Below are 13,142 nucleotides of genomic sequence, written 5' to 3'. Positions count from 1 at the left end.
CGGCCTCATTTCTCGCTGCCGTCCAGATCAGATGCATCGCTCTCTGGGCTAAAATCTTGTGACGACACTATCTAGCAGCCTGAGCTTTCTGCTCGACAGCCGGTTTAGCTGCTGCTTTTTTGTGATGTTTTTTCACTTTAGCAGCCTGAGCTTTCTGCTCTACAGCCGGTTTAGTTGCTGCTTTTTTGTGGTGTTTTTTCACTTTTTTAGCGGCCTGAGCTTTCTGCTCAACGGCTTTTTTCTTGTGAACTTTTTTCACATGAGTGGTTTTTGCAGCAGCCGGAGCAGCAGTGGTAGTGGTGGCAGCAGGAGCCGGCGCAGCAGTTGTAGTAGCGGCATCAGCAGCGAATGCAACAGAAGACAGACCCATAGCAGCGGCAACAACCAGAGCTAATACTTTTTTCATTCTGATATCCTCGAATTTGGTTTCATCATTCAACCCCACTGCGGGGCCGTTGAAGAGACTATACCGACAGAGATGTTGTCTTTCCGTGAGTGATTGGTTTCGGCGTGTAACGGGATGTACAAACGAGCCGGGTATCACAGCTCGTTGTCTTTTTTAGCGGAAAAAGTATTTAATATCAGTTAGTTATATTCTACTTCGTCAGGTGTTCAATAAACATCCGTGAGGCCTGCATGCATGTGAAGCCAGAAAAAAGACCGGAAGTCAGCGCAATTGTGAGAGAAGGCAGGCCAGATGCTCTGCCTCCGGCAGGATTTAAAGCAGTTTATTCATGTTATAGCCGGTGAGCTGGTAACCATTGGCCTCATAGACTTTTTTGGCCTGCGTGTTTTCGGCGGCGACGCGTAATTTGATCTGCCGGATGCCTTCGCTCGCAAGCAGCGATTCCAGGCTCTGCATCGCCTGGCTGCCAAGCCCCTGACTGCGAAATTCAGGCAGGAGGTAAAAATCATAAATAAACGCCGAGCTGTCCTCGGCATTCACCCGATACCACAGGTAGCCAATCCGTTGTTCCGTGCCATTTTCGCTGTGCACGATGCGTTTTAGGCTTTGGCCTGCGGTTTTCTCGCCGTCCGGCAGGATGGCGGCCGCTTCCCGTTTCGCCTGCGCTAACGCCTCGTCGGGGGACAGGTGATAGTTTGCGGCAATTTCTGCCGCATACTCGGGAATAAAGTAGGTGAGGAATCCTGCAAAATCCGTTTCAGACATAGGGTGAAGCACAACCATGTTTTTGCCTTTCACAATGGGAGGGTTGGCACCGTTCAGGGCACGGTCGTGTGCACTGAACGGTGCTTAAGGGCCTTACAAATAACGTGCCGTTAAATGCTGGCGGAAATAGCGGCTGTTCAGCGCCTCGCCGGTAGCCTGTTCAATCAACTGCGAGGTGGAGAAACGGCTGCCGTGCTGCCAGATATTCTGCCGCAACCAGTCGAACAGCGCGGAGAAATCACCGTGTGCGATGGCACCATCCAGCCCCGGCAGGGCGGTACGCACCGCCTGGAACAGCTGTGCAGCATACATCGCGCCAAGGGTGTACGACGGGAAGTAGCCAAAGCCGCCGTCCGTCCAGTGGATATCCTGCATACAGCCGTTACGGTAGTTGCCTTCGGTAGACAAGCCCAGCCACGCCTGCATTTTCTCGTTCCACAGGGCCGGAATGTCGTCCACTTCAATCTCGCCGTTAATCAGCGCGCGCTCAATTTCATAGCGCAGGATCACGTGGGCCGGATAGCTGACTTCATCGGCATCAACGCGGATAAAGCCTGGTTTAACGCGCTGGTTCCAGGCGATAAAGTTACGCTCTTCAAACGCCGGTTGCGCGCCAAAATGCTGGATGATGGCGGGCAGCAGACGTTTCAGGAAAGCATCGCTACGACCAAGCTGCATTTCAAAAAACAGACTTTGTGATTCATGAATGGCGGTAGAGCGCGCCAGCGCGACCGGCTGCCCCAGCCACTGACGCGGCAGATTTTGCTCATAGCGGGCGTGCCCGGTTTCATGAACTACGCCAAACAGGGCACTCAGAAGTTCATTTTCATCGTAGCGGGTGGTGATACGGACATCTTCCGGCACGCCGCCGCAGAACGGATGCGCGCTTACGTCCAGTCGCCCGGCGTTAAAATCGAAGCCGAGTACCGTCATCGCTTCCAGCCCCAGTTCACGCTGTGTGGCCACAGGGAACGGGCCGTCTGGCGCAATCAGCGTTTCGCGATACTGCTTGTCGACCACCTGCTGTAGCAGGTCCGGAAGCCAGGATTTCAGGTCGGCGAACAGCACATCCAGGCGGGCGCTGGTCATGTCCGGCTCGAAGATATCCAGCAGGGCGTCATACGGTGAACAGCCTTTCGCCTGGGCGCGGATCTTCGCCTCTTCACGGCTGAGTTTCACCACTTCTTTCAGGTTGGCGCTAAACCCGGTCCAGTCATTAGCCGGACGCTGGGTGCGCCAGGCATGTTCGCACTTGCTGCCCGCCAGCGCTTTGGCTTCCACCAGTGATTCCGGCAGCAGCGCCGCCTGCTGATACTGGCGCGCCATCTCACGCAGGTTGGCCTGTTCAACGTCGTTAAGGTCTTCGAACTGGGCATTGTGCAGCCATTCCCCGACCTTTTTCTCGGTCAGGATTTGATGCTGTAACACGCCCAGTTCCGCCAGTGCTTCACCACGGGCGGTGCTGCCCCCTGGCGGCATCATGGCGAACATGTCCCATCCGGCAATGGCGGAGAGGTGGGAGAAGCGAGAAAGGCGCTGGAAGGTGCGGGTGAGTTGTTGATAATTGCTATTTTCCATAATGCCTCTTGTCTGTATGAATAATTTCCATAATCACCATCAAACCCGGTGGCTTTATGGCTAACCGTTTACCCCTGTACGATAATAGAAAAGTCGTAGTTTCTGCATGTAAAATCAACCGTAAAGATTAAATGATGAATCCCTTTGTGTGGATCATATTTGCTCTTATGGCACTTGACGCAGTACGCGAATTGATAGGGGCATCGTCAATCATGGCGATGTTCTGAGCGGTTAAAGTGCGGGAGCAATAAAAAAGCCCCAACGCTATATTGGGGCCCTAAGGTAAATCCTACCGTTTTAACGTAAGCGGCGATGGAGTCTGCTGCCAACAAATAACGCCAGCATCAGCATCAGCGCAATAAAGCCGCCCACCCCGTTCCAGCCATAGTTATGCCAGAAGACACCGCCCAGCGTACCCGCAATACTTGAACCCAGATAATAACTGAACAAATACAGCGATGACGCCTGACCTTTGGCGCGGCGCGCCCGTGGGCCGATCCAACTGCTGGCGACCGAGTGGGAAGCAAAGAAACCGGCGGTAAAGAGCAGCATGCCGATAAAAATCGCTACCAGGGAAGAGAGCAGGGTTAATAAAAGGCCGGTAAACATAATCGCAATTGAACCGACCATTACCGGGCCACGGCCATATTTAACGGTCATTGCCCCGGCACGCGGTGAACTCCAGGTGCCGGTTAAATAAGCAACGGAAAGTAATCCCACCACCGCTTGGCTTAAAAACCACGGCGATTCCATCAACCGGTAGCCAATGTAATTAAACAGGGTGACGAAGGATCCCATTAACAGGAAACCCTCAAGGAATAATAAGGGCAGCCCTTTATCACGCCAGTGCAGGCGGAAATTAATGAACAGGGTGCGCGGACGTAATGAGCTCGGACGGAAATGGCGGGACTCCGGCAAAATACGCCAGAACATCAGCGCGGAGGCCAGGGCAAAACAGCCAATCGCTGCCAGCGCGATACGCCAGTTAAAGAAGTCGGTGAACACGCCGCTGATCAGACGTCCACTCATGCCGCCAATCGAGTTGCCGCTAATGTACAGCCCCATGGAGAAGGCGACGAAGCTGGGGTGGATCTCTTCGCTCAGGTAGGTCATGCCCACGGCAGCCACCCCGCTGAGTGACAGCCCAACCAGCGCGCGCATGATCAGAATGCCGTGCCAGCTGGTCATCAGCGTGGAGAGCAACGTACAGCACGAAGCGAGCAGCAGCGCCGTCACCATCACTTTCTTACGGCCAATGGCGTCAGACAGCGGGCCGGTAAACAGCAGCCCGATAGCCAGCATGGCAGTCGAAATGGACAGTGAAATACTGCTGTTTGCCGGAGACACGCCAAACTCCTGCGACAGCACGGGCAAAATAGGCTGTACGCAATAGAGCAGAGCGAAAGTGGCCAGTCCGGCGGAGAAGAGCGCCAGGGTGACGCGCATAAATTGGGGGGTACCACGTTTAATAAACTGTGCCGGCAAAGGACGGTTATTTCCATCAACACCACTTGCCGGGAGGGTATCGACGGTAGTTGTACGACTCACTTGAAATCCTTAAGTTTACATCCCGGTCAGGCGGGGATGATTTAAGGGTATGAAAAGGCCATTGTTCTGTCTAATATATTAATAATCTCAAATGATATGTTTAAGATATGAATATCGAGCTGCGTCACCTTCGTTATTTTATTGCCGTCGCCGAAGAACTGCATTTTGGTCATGCGGCGGCGCGGCTGAATATTTCCCAGCCGCCGCTGAGCCAGCAAATCCAGATCCTCGAGCAGCAAATCGGCGCGCGATTGCTGGCGCGCACCAACCGCAGCGTCTCGCTGACGCCCGCAGGCAGGCAATTTCTGGCCGACAGTCGGCAGATACTAAGCCAGGTTGATGATGCGGTTGGCCGGGCGGCCCGCCTGCATCAGGGAGAAACCGGGGATCTGCGCATTGGCTTTACCTCATCGGCACCCTTTATTACGGCGGTGTCGGATACGCTATCATCGTTTCGCCAGCGCTATCCGGATGTACATATCCAGACGCGGGAAATCAATACCCGCGAACAGATTGCCCCGCTCAATGAGGGCAACCTCGATCTTGGGCTGATGCGTAACACGTTGCTGCCCGACACGCTGGCCTGGCAGGTGATTTTGCGCGAACCGCTGCTGGCAATGATTCATCGTGACCACCCCTTAGCGGCAAAAGTGGGCGTGTCTTTGGCTGAACTGGCGCGTGAGCCGTTTGTCTTTTTCGATCCTCATGTTGGTACCGGACTGTATGACGATATCCTCGGGTTGCTGCGCCGCTATAACCTGACGCCGTCGATTACCCAGGAGGTGGGGGAAGCGATGACCATTATTGGCCTGGTGGCGGCAGGGCTCGGGGTGTCGATTTTACCGGCCTCTTTTCGCCGCGTGCAGCTTAATGAGATGCGCTGGGTACCGATCCTGGAAGCGGACGCGGTATCAGAAATGTGGCTGGTATGGGCGAAGCATCATGAACAGGGAACAGCGGCACAGCGTTTCAGAGAACAACTCATTTCTGCGGCGAATGCCTAAAAAATGGTCAGTATACGCCTGCAAAATGTGCGGTAAATCACAAGCCTACGTAAATATTTGACGGCGACTATTGAAGTGCTTCACCATATCCCAAAGTTTATTTCGAGCTCGAAAATAAAGGGAGTAAGTGGTGGTTGCTGATAGTCAGCCTGGGCATATTGATCAAATTAAGCAGACCAATGCAGGGGCTGTCTACCGCCTTATTGATCAGCTTGGCCCGGTGTCGCGCATCGATCTGTCACGTCTGGCGCAGCTTGCGCCTGCCAGTATCACCAAGATTGTGCGGGAAATGCTCGAAGCACACCTGGTTCAGGAAACCGAGATTCAGGAGCCTGGCAGCCGTGGACGGCCTGCTGTCGGGCTGGTGGTGGAGACCGAAGCCTGGCATTACCTCTCTTTGCGCATCAGCCGCGGGGAGATCTTCCTCTCTTTACGTGATTTAAGCAGCAAGCTGGTGGTGGAAGAGCGTCAGGAGCTTCCGCTGATTGACGAAAAGCCGCTGCTGCAGCGCATCATTGTCCATATCGATCAGTTCTTTATTCGCCATCAGCAGAAGCTGGAGCGTTTGACCGCCATCGCCATTACCTTGCCGGGAATTATTGACACGGAAAATGGCATTGTTCACCGCATGCCGTTTTATGAAGACGTGAAAGATATGCCACTGGGTGAAGCGCTGGAAAAGCACACCGGCGTTCCAGTCTATGTCCAGCATGATATCAGCGCCTGGACGATGGCTGAGGCGCTGTTTGGCGCATCGCGCGGGGCACGTGACGTTATCCAGGTGGTTATCGACCATAACGTGGGTGCCGGGGTGATTACCGATGGTCGTCTGCTTCATGCGGGCAGCAGTAGCCTGGTGGAGATCGGTCATACGCAGGTCGACCCGTACGGTAAGCGCTGTTATTGCGGCAACCACGGCTGTCTGGAAACCATTGCCAGCGTGGAGAGCGTGCTGGAGCTTGCACAGTTGCGTATGAGCCAGTCGATGAGCTCAATGCTGCATCAGCAGCCGCTGACGGTTGAGTCGCTGTGTGACGCGGCTCAGCAGGGAGATTTGCTGGCGAAGGACATTATCAGCGGCGTGGGGGCGAACGTCGGGCGTATTCTCGCCATCATGGTGAATTTATTTAATCCGCAAAAAATTCTTATCGGTTCGCCGCTCAGCAAGGCGGCGGATATCCTCTTCCCGGCGATTGCTGACTGCATTCGCCAGCAGTCTCTACCTGCCTACAGCAAGCACATTGCCGTTGAAAGTACCCAGTTTACCAACCAGGGCACCATGGCCGGGGCGGCGCTGGTGAAGGACGCGATGTATAACGGATCGTTGTTGATTCGTTTGTTGCAGGGGTAACATTTTTACACTGTTGTACGAAAAATTGCGCTATCTCAAGCTGAACACCGCAGCCCTAACGTAGACTTTCGCTACTGAATTATTTTCCTGATTTATATTTTCGTAGCATAACGGTGGAGTTAGCGATGCTTAAGCGTTTCTTTGTAACGGGTACTGATACGTCTGTCGGGAAGACAGTTGTGTCCCGCGCGCTGCTACAGGCGTTGGCCGCTGGCGGCAGCACCGTCGCGGGTTACAAGCCGGTCGCTAAAGGGAGTAAAGAGACGCCGGAAGGCCTGCGCAATAAAGATGCGCTGGTGCTGCAAAGCGTGTCATCAATTGAATTACCTTATTCTGCGGTTAACCCGATTGCCTTTAGCGAAGATGAAAGCAGCGTGGCGCACAGTTTCCCGATCAATTACACCCTGCTGTCCAATGGCCTTGCCCGCCTGTGCGATCAGGTTGATCACGTGGTGGTGGAAGGGACAGGTGGCTGGCGCAGTCTGATGAACGATCTGCGCCCGCTCTCCGAATGGGTGGTGCAGGAACAAATGGGTGTGCTGATGGTGGTCGGGATTCAGGAAGGCTGCATCAACCACGCGCTGTTAACGGCACAGGCGATAGCCAGTGACGGTCTGCCGCTGATTGGCTGGGTGGCGAATCGCATCAATCCTGGGCTGGCGCATTATGCCGAAATCATTAACGTGCTGAGCCGTAAACTGCCGGCTCCGCTGGTGGGTGAGCTGCCTTATCTGCCGCGCGCCGAACAGCGCGACCTGGCGCATTACATCAATTTGCAGATGGCGAAAGGGATGCTGATTGCCGAGCGCGTGCTGGTGTAACGGGATGTTGGGTAAGTCCCGGATGCGGCGCGAGCGCCTTATCCGGGCTACGAGTTTGCGCGTGATGGTAAATAGACCGTGGATGGCGGCGCAAGCGCCTTATTTTCGTTACGTTGTCACAAAATGCACCGAACGGTTCCCTCTCCCTTGAGGGAGAGAGTTAGGGTGAGGGGGAAAAGCCGCAATCCCCTCGGATGTTAATATCTCCACCAATCAACGCCACTCTTACGCATCGCTGTGAATATTCAGCACCCGGCGAGTTCTGCCGGAACTCAGGTAATCGGCAATATAATCCTGCGAAATTTCCCCGTTATAGCGCCCGGCCTCATCTACAATTGGCATCCAGCTGGTATTACTTTCATACAGCTTCGACAGCACTACGCGTAGGTTATCCTCGGCTTTGCCGGTGATGCGGAACGGATGCAGCAGCGCCGCACAGCTATCCTGCGCGCCACGGGCTTCCCGGCGCTTCACAAAGCCCAACGGCTTACCGTCGGCATCCACCACCGTAATCGCCCGGATATCGTTATCATCCATAATCGAGAAGGCTTCCTGCGCCGCCGTTGATTCGCGCACCGTCAGCGTCGGCTGCTGATCGGTGACGTCGCCCGCGGAAACCAGCAGCAGACGTTTCAGCGTGCGGTCCTGGCCAACGAAAGAGCCGACAAACTCGTTGGCCGGTTTTGCCAGCAGCTCATCCGGGCTGGCACACTGCACAATGCGTCCCTGGCGGAACACCGCAATGCGGTCCCCCAGCTTCAGCGCCTCATCAATATCGTGGCTGACCAGCATGACGGTCTTTTTCAGCGCACGCTGCATCTCCAGGAACTGGTTCTGGATCACTTCACGGTTAATCGGGTCGACCGCGCCAAACGGTTCATCCATCAGCAGTACCGGCGGATCCGCCGCCAGCGCGCGAATCACCCCGATACGCTGCTGCTGGCCGCCGGACATCTCACGCGGGTAGCGATGGAGGAATTTTTTCGCATCCAGCGCCACCATCTCCATTAACTCTTCGGCACGGCTCTTACAGCGGGCTTTATCCCATCCCAGCATCCGTGGCACCACGGTAATGTTCTCTTCGATGGTCATATTGGGAAACAGACCGATCTGCTGGATGACATAGCCCAGGTTGCGGCGCAGGGTGACGATGTCCATCTCGCTGGTGTCCTGGTCGTTGATGGTGATTTTCCCGCTGCTGGGCATAATCAGACGGTTAATCATTTTCAGTGTGGTCGTTTTACCGCAGCCGGACGGGCCTAACAGCACGCACATGTCACCTTCCGGCACGTGCAAATTAATGCTGTCGACGGCCTTCACGGTCTGGCCATTTTTCTGGGTAAATTGTTTGGTCAGATTTTCCAGTTTAATCATTATCGAATCCCCTTCGGTGTCAGAACCACCTGCAAGCGATGCAGCAGCCAGTCAAGCACAATAGCCAGTAAACAGATCATCAGCGCCCCCGCAATTAGCATGCGGATATCGCTACCGCCAATACCATTAAGCAACAACAGTCCCAGACCACCGGCACCGATCACCGCTGCAATGGCCATTACGCCAATATTCATTACTACGGCGGTACGAATGCCGCCGAAAATCACCGGCAGCGCCATCGGGATTTCCACCCAGCGCAGACGCTGCCAGAAGGTCATGCCGATCCCGCGTCCGGCTTCGCGCAGGCCGGGCGGCAGACTGTCCAGCGCCGTATGGGTGTTACGCACAATCGGCAGCAGGGAATAGAGGAACACGGCGGTGATAGCGGGCAGGGCGCCAATCCCCTGGCCGACCAGCGAGAACAGCGGGATCATCAGGCCAAACAGGGCGATAGACGGAATGGTCAGCACAATGGTCGCCAGCCCCAGAACCGGTGTCGCCAGCCATTTATGCCGCACGATCAGGATCCCCAGCGGAACGCCAATCACAATCGCCAGACCGACGGCCAGCAACACCAGCCAGAGGTGTTGAAGCGTGAGCGTTGCCAGATAGCCCAAGTTATCCATCATGTAGTGAATCGTATCCATAGGCGCTCCTTACAGCAGACCTTTCTCATGCAGGAAGTCGTGCGCCACCTGCTGCGGCGTCTGATGATCGATATCGACTTTTGCGTTGAGCGTCATGATGACGTCGTTATTGAGCAGACCAGAAAGCGTATCCAGCGCCTCTTCCAGCCCCGGATTGGCCTCTAGCGTGTCTTTACGCACCACCGGCGTCACGGCATAGCTGGGGAAGAAGCCTTTGTCATCTTCCAGCACTTTCAAATCGAAGCCTTTTACCCGGCCATCGGTGGTGTAAACCAGCCCGGCGTCCACAAAGCCATCACGCACGGCGTTATAGACCAGACCGGGGTCCATCTGGCGGATTTGCGGCCTGTCAAGCTTGAGGTTATAGGCCTGCTGGAAGGGCGTCATACCGTCACTACGCCCGGCGAATTCGAGATCCAGCTCCAACAGCCAGTTGTGTTTCGGGTCGGTCTGACGAATCTGTTCAATTTTAGCCACCATGTCTGACATGGTGTTGATGTGCTCGGCCTCGGCGCGTTTACGCTGCATGGCAAAAGCGTAGGTATTGTTCATGTTGGCGGGTTTTAGCCACACCAGACCGTGCTTCGCGTCCAGACGTTTTACCGTTTCGTAAGACTGCTCTGGCGTCATGCGCTCTTTAATGTGGTTAAAGATAATCAATGAGGTGCCGGTATATTCCCACGTCATATCAATCTGCTTGTTGATCATCGCATTACGGGAAATCACCGTTGCAATATTGGTTTGCGGCTGTACCTGAAACCCTTTCTTTTGCAGATACTGCACTGTCAGAGCCGACAGGATGTGCTGCTCAGTAAAACTTTTGGTCGCCAGAATCAGCGGAGCCGCGTGTACGCTCGCGGTGAACAGCAGCGTGGCACTCAGTAGCCCCAGCAGGCGGGAAGTCAGTCTCATAGGGATTCCTTTTCTTGTTATCAGGCCGCGTGCGGGCTCAGGTAACGCCCAAGCGCCGCCAGCAGCACGTCCAGAATCAGCGCGAACAGGGCGGTGGTGGCGGCCCCGAGGATCAGCGTTGGGAAATCATTCAGGTAGATACCCGGGAAGATCAGCTCGCCATAACTGCTGGCCCCGATCAAAAACGCCAGCGGTGCGGTCCCCACGTTGATGGCTGTGGCGATACGTACCCCGGAGAGGATCACTGGCAGCGCGTTGGGCAATTCCACCTGATACAGCCGCTGCCATTTGGTCATGCCGATACCGTTCGCCGCTTCCAGCAGCGAGGCCGGAACCGAGCACAGCCCGGCGTAGGTGTTACGCACAATGGGCAGCAGAGATGCCAGGAACAGGGCAATGATGGCGGGCTTATCACCGATGCCGATGATGACCATCGCCAGGGCGAGTACGGCCAGCGGCGGCAGGGTGTTACCAACGTTAAAGATTTGCATCACGTATTCGGCGACACCGCGCGCAGCCGGGCGGCTAAGCGCAATCCCGCTGGGAATACCGACCAGCAGAGCAAAGAACATTGAGCTGAACACCAGAATTAAGTGCTGTTGCCCGAGGTAGAGCAAATCCACCTGACGGGTTTTGATCGTTTCCAGACCAATACCCCAGACCAGGAGCGCCAGTACGACGATGATCGCCGCAATAAACAGCAGGGCGCGTGAGAGTGCGGAAATTTGCATTGCAGTGTGTCTCCCTGTTTGCATGCGTTATGGCAACGGAAGGTTGCGTGTTGTTATGCCATGTTCGGCAGGGTATTTGAGCTATAGCAACCACCTGGGAAGGATTCCAGTTTGCGGAGAATCTTTTAAGGTGCAGATTTTGCAGATGATTTGCGCCATCGCTGATGGCGTACAGGCTGACGGGGTACGTAAAGAATTGTCTTAAAAATGCGCCCATAAAGTGACGTTGTCACCTATGGGCGCAGAAGGCAGGGTTAACGGTGGAATGTTTTTTGGGCAACCGGCATCAATAAACGGCTCTGCCAGTCATTCAGCGTCAACTGTGCGAGGGTACCCGCCGCCTGCCAGAACGGATGGTCAGCTTCTGCCACAAAAACCTCGAGAAAACGCCCGGCCCACGGCAGGAAATGCCAGGCCAGCAGTTCATCGCAGGCGGCGTAGCGCTGATTTTCATCCAGCCATGCCGCCAGCATCAGCAGGGTGCCAAAATGGTCTTCCGGCTCATTCTGCTGCGTATCCCAGGCGATGTGGTTGTCGCGCATCCACTGGCGCAGTTCCAGCGTGGATTCGCCAAACAGCACGCTCTCTTTATCCAGCCAGACAGACCCCCAGGGCGGCGCAGGCAGCGCCCACGGTCCGATAAACAGCCGCTGCCAGGCCTGGGGAATGCTTTCCTCGCATTCAGCGGAGAATAACGGCACCAGCGGTGCCAGCGCGTCCTGCGCCATCGGCCACTGGGTTTGCCATTCGCCCTGGCTGAATGCCGCGATCAGCGCCTGTGCCTGCTCGCTGTCCGGCGGGTAGTAGAACAATCCGCCCAGCACCCGCGCGGAAAAAGCAAAATCGTCAGTGTGTAAAGTGTCAGTCATTACGTTCCCTGAATCTGTGGTTAACCTGCAACCGCCATGCCGACGGTCATGTGCAATCCGTAGAACAGACCACGGCCAATCAACTCGCCCACAACAACCAGTGCGACGCCGGCGACCAGGCTTGCCGCACGCGGTTGTTTACGCATGACCAGCGGGCAGATCCAGCAGCCGAGACCCGCCACCAGCAACACCATGCGCCAGACCTGCATTTCGCTGTACGCCGGGACCAGCATGCTGGCTTGCTGCACGGAACTGTGTATTCCGGCAAGGCTCATTCCTTGCAGAATAACCAGACCCAGGCTTGCCAGCAACGCCACCACGCTCAGCGAGGCGAAGGTCGCGCCGTTGAAGGTGGTTTTCGCCAGACGCAGCAGCAGCGCTGCCAGCAGCGGACCACCGAGCAGCATGGTCAGGAAGAATCCTGTCGTGGTGTAACCGTTATGCCAGGTCGGAACGGTGTCAATCTGGTAAACACGGGTCATCGCCCAGACAAACACCACGCCCAGCACCATGCTGATAATCAGCCAGATTTTGCCCAGCGCAGCGGACATTTTCCCGAGCACCGTGACCAGCCACCAGAAACCGCCGACGGCGAAGAAAATCGAGCCCGCCGCGATTTCATTACTCAGCGCAGAGGCACCCACGCGGTTTAACGAATTAAACGCGCGCAGGGGTGAACCCAGGTGCATCATGGAGGCGATAAAACCAATCCCCATCAGCACCCAAAGCAAGAACATGCTCAGCGTGATGCGGCGCTGAGCGGCCGCATCGTCTTTCGCTGCCATCCAGCCCATGCCGGTGACGATCAGGCCACCCGCCACACATTGCCCCAGTACCGTAAACAGCACTAACGGCCATTCATGCCATCCGTTACCCATCTCACACCTCCAGCGGATTTGCCAGATAGCCGGTGGTATCCCCAGTCGGGCGGCTGTTGGCATTAGGTTTAATCACGATGCACGGCTTCGTAAAGTGCGGCGCCGGGAGCGGGGCAACCGCCGCCAGCTCGCCGTGTTTTTTGCGTAGCTCTTCAATCGGGCCGAAGTCCAGCGCGCGCAACGGGCAGGATTCCACGCAAATCGGCTTGTGGCCGTCGGCGACGCGGCTGTAGCAGCCATCGCACTTGGTCATATGGC

At 55.7% G+C, this 13,142-nt stretch carries 15 protein-coding genes; 4 read left to right on the top strand and 11 right to left on the bottom strand.

All coding sequences use genetic code 11. The features are described from left to right. Nucleotides 1-67: 67 nt before the first annotated feature. From asr to ACSZPU_RS17665, 3 genes are all read right to left on the bottom strand, one after another. Entirely contained in the window at nt 68-406 is a 339-nt protein-coding gene (gene asr, locus ACSZPU_RS17675) for an acid resistance repetitive basic protein Asr (RefSeq protein WP_499001404.1), read from the bottom strand. A 312-nt stretch (nt 407-718) separates the two neighbouring features. Continuing rightward, a complete protein-coding gene (locus ACSZPU_RS17670) occupies nt 719-1,204 on the bottom strand; it encodes a GNAT family N-acetyltransferase (protein WP_499001403.1) in 486 nt (161 codons plus the stop codon). Nucleotides 1,205-1,264: 60 nt separating this feature from the next. After that, nucleotides 1,265-2,749 carry a carboxypeptidase M32 gene (locus ACSZPU_RS17665; protein ID WP_499001402.1) on the bottom strand — a complete coding sequence of 495 codons (1,485 nt, stop codon included), beginning with the start codon at nt 2,747-2,749 and terminating at the stop codon, nt 1,265-1,267. Nucleotides 2,750-2,880: 131 nt separating this feature from the next. Here ACSZPU_RS17665 and ACSZPU_RS17660 point away from each other — a divergent pair, with 131 nt between their 5' ends. Then, the gene (locus tag ACSZPU_RS17660) at nt 2,881-2,976 is read left to right on the top strand and encodes a KPN_01571 family protein (RefSeq protein WP_499001400.1); all 96 of its coding nucleotides are present in this window, start codon (nt 2,881-2,883) and stop codon (nt 2,974-2,976) included. Between the two features lie 70 nt (nt 2,977-3,046). On the opposite strand, the gene ynfM is transcribed toward ACSZPU_RS17660, so the two are convergent. Continuing rightward, complete coding sequence (ynfM, locus tag ACSZPU_RS17655) at nt 3,047-4,297, bottom strand: multidrug efflux MFS transporter YnfM/SxtP(Kp) (RefSeq protein ID WP_499001399.1); 1,251 nt, start codon at nt 4,295-4,297, stop codon at nt 3,047-3,049. 107 nt (nt 4,298-4,404) lie between these two features. Here ynfM and ynfL point away from each other — a divergent pair, with 107 nt between their 5' ends. From ynfL to bioD, 3 genes are all read left to right on the top strand, one after another. Next, nucleotides 4,405-5,301, top strand: coding sequence for a multidrug efflux transcriptional activator YnfL/SxtR(Kp) (gene ynfL / locus ACSZPU_RS17650; RefSeq protein WP_499001397.1), 897 nt, complete (start codon nt 4,405-4,407; stop codon nt 5,299-5,301). Nucleotides 5,302-5,431: 130 nt separating this feature from the next. Then, nucleotides 5,432-6,652, top strand: coding sequence for a sugar metabolism global transcriptional regulator Mlc (gene mlc / locus ACSZPU_RS17645; protein WP_499001394.1), 1,221 nt, complete (start codon nt 5,432-5,434; stop codon nt 6,650-6,652). Between the two features lie 125 nt (nt 6,653-6,777). Next, the gene (gene bioD, locus ACSZPU_RS17640; RefSeq protein ID WP_499001392.1) at nt 6,778-7,473 is read left to right on the top strand and encodes a dethiobiotin synthase; all 696 of its coding nucleotides are present in this window, start codon (nt 6,778-6,780) and stop codon (nt 7,471-7,473) included. A 225-nt stretch (nt 7,474-7,698) separates the two neighbouring features. Here bioD and osmV read toward each other — a convergent pair whose 3' ends face one another. The 7 genes from osmV to ACSZPU_RS17605 form a co-directional block, all read right to left on the bottom strand. Then, the gene (gene osmV, locus ACSZPU_RS17635) at nt 7,699-8,847 is read right to left on the bottom strand and encodes an osmoprotectant ABC transporter ATP-binding protein OsmV (RefSeq protein ID WP_499001389.1); all 1,149 of its coding nucleotides are present in this window, start codon (nt 8,845-8,847) and stop codon (nt 7,699-7,701) included. Then, the gene (gene osmW, locus ACSZPU_RS17630; RefSeq protein ID WP_499001386.1) at nt 8,847-9,494 is read right to left on the bottom strand and encodes an osmoprotectant ABC transporter permease OsmW; all 648 of its coding nucleotides are present in this window, start codon (nt 9,492-9,494) and stop codon (nt 8,847-8,849) included. Before osmW ends, osmV begins: the two co-directional genes overlap by 1 nt. A gap of 9 nt (nt 9,495-9,503) precedes the next feature. Beyond that, nucleotides 9,504-10,406: an osmoprotectant ABC transporter substrate-binding protein OsmX gene (gene osmX, locus ACSZPU_RS17625; protein ID WP_499001384.1), complete on the bottom strand. Its 903-nt coding sequence runs from the start codon at nt 10,404-10,406 to the stop codon at nt 9,504-9,506. Nucleotides 10,407-10,426: 20 nt separating this feature from the next. Beyond that, nucleotides 10,427-11,137, bottom strand: a complete 711-nt coding sequence (gene osmY / locus ACSZPU_RS17620; protein WP_499001381.1) for an osmoprotectant ABC transporter permease OsmY — start codon at nt 11,135-11,137, stop codon at nt 10,427-10,429. A 254-nt stretch (nt 11,138-11,391) separates the two neighbouring features. Continuing rightward, nucleotides 11,392-12,006 carry a Tat proofreading chaperone DmsD gene (gene dmsD / locus ACSZPU_RS17615; RefSeq protein WP_499001378.1) on the bottom strand — a complete coding sequence of 205 codons (615 nt, stop codon included), beginning with the start codon at nt 12,004-12,006 and terminating at the stop codon, nt 11,392-11,394. 20 nt (nt 12,007-12,026) lie between these two features. Further along, complete coding sequence (locus ACSZPU_RS17610; RefSeq protein WP_499001377.1) at nt 12,027-12,884, bottom strand: dimethyl sulfoxide reductase anchor subunit family protein; 858 nt, start codon at nt 12,882-12,884, stop codon at nt 12,027-12,029. A gap of 1 nt (nt 12,885) precedes the next feature. Continuing rightward, nucleotides 12,886-13,142: 4Fe-4S dicluster domain-containing protein (locus ACSZPU_RS17605; RefSeq protein ID WP_499001374.1), on the bottom strand; the 257-nt coding region annotated here is incomplete at its 5' end.

It is taken from the genome of Phytobacter sp. V69 (assembly GCF_965644215.1).
Classification (GTDB): domain Bacteria; phylum Pseudomonadota; class Gammaproteobacteria; order Enterobacterales; family Enterobacteriaceae; genus Phytobacter.
This window is presented reverse-complemented; position numbering and strand designations above follow the sequence as displayed.

Coding starts and splice junctions, on each gene's coding strand:
- asr (WP_499001404.1), bottom strand. CDS start 406: ATGAAAAAAGTATTAGCTCTGGTTGTTGCCGCTGCTATGGGTCTGTCT.
- ACSZPU_RS17665 (WP_499001402.1), bottom strand. CDS start 2,749: ATGGAAAATAGCAATTATCAACAACTCACCCGCACCTTCCAGCGCCTT.
- ACSZPU_RS17660 (WP_499001400.1), top strand. CDS start 2,881: ATGATGAATCCCTTTGTGTGGATCATATTTGCTCTTATGGCACTTGAC.
- ynfL (WP_499001397.1), top strand. CDS start 4,405: ATGAATATCGAGCTGCGTCACCTTCGTTATTTTATTGCCGTCGCCGAA.
- bioD (WP_499001392.1), top strand. CDS start 6,778: ATGCTTAAGCGTTTCTTTGTAACGGGTACTGATACGTCTGTCGGGAAG.
- osmV (WP_499001389.1), bottom strand. CDS start 8,847: ATGATTAAACTGGAAAATCTGACCAAACAATTTACCCAGAAAAATGGC.
- osmW (WP_499001386.1), bottom strand. CDS start 9,494: ATGGATACGATTCACTACATGATGGATAACTTGGGCTATCTGGCAACG.
- osmX (WP_499001384.1), bottom strand. CDS start 10,406: ATGAGACTGACTTCCCGCCTGCTGGGGCTACTGAGTGCCACGCTGCTG.
- osmY (WP_499001381.1), bottom strand. CDS start 11,137: ATGCAAATTTCCGCACTCTCACGCGCCCTGCTGTTTATTGCGGCGATC.
- dmsD (WP_499001378.1), bottom strand. CDS start 12,006: ATGACTGACACTTTACACACTGACGATTTTGCTTTTTCCGCGCGGGTG.
- ACSZPU_RS17610 (WP_499001377.1), bottom strand. CDS start 12,884: ATGGGTAACGGATGGCATGAATGGCCGTTAGTGCTGTTTACGGTACTG.